Source organism: Clostridia bacterium, assembly GCA_012841935.1.
Taxonomy (GTDB): Bacteria; Bacillota; Peptococcia; order DRI-13; family DTU073; genus DUTS01.
Genome location: DUTS01000087.1, coordinates 1 through 1579, shown reverse-complemented (window position 1 = coordinate 1579; position 1579 = coordinate 1). Strand labels below are relative to the sequence as shown.

General features: G+C 35.5%; 2 protein-coding genes and 1 rRNA gene. 2 read left to right on the top strand and 1 reads right to left on the bottom strand.

The annotated features are described in order from the left end of the window. Window positions 1-47: 47 nt before the first annotated feature. The gene (locus GX687_04940; protein HHX96784.1) at window positions 48-998 is read right to left on the bottom strand and encodes a transposase; all 951 of its coding nucleotides are present in this window, start codon (window positions 996-998) and stop codon (window positions 48-50) included. 51 nt (window positions 999-1049) lie between these two features. Between GX687_04940 and GX687_04935 the strand changes: the two genes are divergently transcribed. Then, window positions 1050-1241 carry a hypothetical protein gene (locus tag GX687_04935; protein HHX96783.1) on the top strand — a complete coding sequence of 64 codons (192 nt, stop codon included), beginning with the start codon at window positions 1050-1052 and terminating at the stop codon, window positions 1239-1241. A 172-nt stretch (window positions 1242-1413) separates the two neighbouring features. Next, a 23S ribosomal RNA gene (locus tag GX687_04930) occupies window positions 1414-1579 on the top strand; the annotation flags it as partial.

The window sequence follows — 1579 nt, the reverse complement described above, 5'->3', positions numbered from 1 at the left end:
GGGGTTTAAGGCCTTGCGTTTATGTGTACAAGTGTAGTGAAATTTAATTATTTTTTAGCTTTTAAAATATTTTTTATTTCACTTAAAGCCATGATTTTCTTTCCTAGGTCTAGGTTAAATAAACGCTCAGAGGTTTCAAGGAATTCGTCACGATAATCAAAGAGATAAAAATTTTGATCTAAATAAGAACAGGAATAACTATTTAGGCTTTTACGAATTTGTTTAACAGAGAATCGATGCTCTGTTAGATGTTCTAAGACACGAATAATTACTAATGCCGTAAAGCAAATTAAGAAATGACCTTCAATGTGTTCTGCAAGACTTACAAATAATGGTCTTGTATTTAGTTCACTTTTCATAATTTTAAAGGTTTCTTCAATTTTCCAAAGTCCTCGATAGATTTCATAAATTTGTTTATCGGTAAGATGTTTTTCGCTTGTGACAATTGAATAATAGCCATCATATTTTGCCTCTGCTTCGATTTTCTCTATATTCAAAGAAAGGTTTTTGCTATCGGCAATTTCTCCTGTTTCTTTTGTAAAGGATAAATTTTTTATGTAGGCAGTGGCCCCATAACATGTGGCTTTTGTATATTTCCCCGGATTATTAATTAAATCCCGTGCCTTTTCTAAAATGTGCTCACGTTCTTTGCGTTGCTTAGCGGCATATTTACTAGAGTAATATACCATTTGTTTTTGGTAAATTGGCATTGTTAGTGTTCGATTGCCGTTACTACTTTTAAGAGTAACGGTTTTTGCAAAAACACGAGATTTATGAGTAAAGAAAAATTCTTCACCATTTTCATCTATTTCTCGGTCAGTTGTATAACCTTTTTTATCTAAAACCCATTTTTTAAACTTTTTATCCCCACCAATAACGCTTTGTCCATATACATAACCATCGTGACCTTGGGAGTCATCATCATTAACCCCGGACAGAAAAGCTGTATTATCACTAGTATTAAGTCCTCTATCAGCAACGACAATAACTCTTTCCATACCAAAATCCTTGTCGATGAAAAGACATATTTAACTAATGTTTATAAAGAATTGCTTATTCTCGAAGAGAAGTATCAACATCTTGATCATGGTTCTGGATTAAAGGAATTAGTTATTTGGGGGGAAAAATTTCGCGGTGAAGAAAAAAGACCATTATCGTCATGGAAACATTTTGGGTTTGACATAAATAGTGATGAAGAGCGTAATTTCCAGGTAGAATTGACCGAAAAAAGGGCACGTTAATATAAATTATTGCATGTCATTTCATGTGCGGAATTTAAGGGTGGTAAAAAGAAAGCTCTGGATTTAGCAAATTCACTTGAAAGATATGGTTTAACTCTATGAGGTCTATCCGGAATATCCAGTGCATTTGTTGTTGAAAGAGATGCTATACTAGAAATTCTAGGCCCCTAGAGCGTCCCAGGGTTCCCACAGCACGGTTGGGGCGTGAAGAGTATTAAGGCAGAAGGAAGCTTGACTGTGACACTAATAAGTGGAGCAGGGACGAAAGGCGGGCCTAGTGATCTGGTGGTTCTGAAGGGCAGGGCCATCGCTCAACGGATAAAAGTTATCCTGGGGAT

Bases quoted from the DNA above. Each gene is read 5' to 3' on its own strand.
- GX687_04940 (HHX96784.1), bottom strand. From the start codon at position 998: ATGGAAAGAGTTATTGTCGTTGCTGATAGAGGACTTAATACTAGTGAT.